The following is a 283-nucleotide window of genomic DNA, read 5'->3' on the forward strand; positions in this document are numbered from 1 at the left end:
GAAGCCCCCTTTGGTCCGTAGACATTATGCGGTATTAGCAGTCGTTTCCAACTGTTGTCCCCCACCTCAAGGCATGTTCCCAAGCATTACTCACCCGTCCGCCGCTCGTCAGCAAAGTAGCAAGCTACTTTCTGTTACCGCTCGACTTGCATGTGTTAGGCCTGCCGCCAGCGTTCAATCTGAGCCATGATCAAACTCTTCAATTAAAAAGTTTTGTGTCTTTCGACAGCTCAATGAATTCTGAATTTATTTAATATCTTTCGATATTGAATTGACTGTGCTG

The 283-nt window shown here is 45.6% G+C and carries 1 rRNA gene; it reads right to left on the reverse strand.

Annotated features, from left to right (window positions below):
* A 16S ribosomal RNA gene (locus P20480_RS18330) occupies nucleotides 1–206 on the reverse strand; the annotation flags it as partial.
* Nucleotides 207–283 lie beyond the last annotated feature (77 nt).

The organism is Pseudoalteromonas sp. BSi20480 (genome assembly GCF_000241365.1).
GTDB classification, from domain to species: Bacteria; Pseudomonadota; Gammaproteobacteria; order Enterobacterales; family Alteromonadaceae; genus Pseudoalteromonas; species Pseudoalteromonas marina.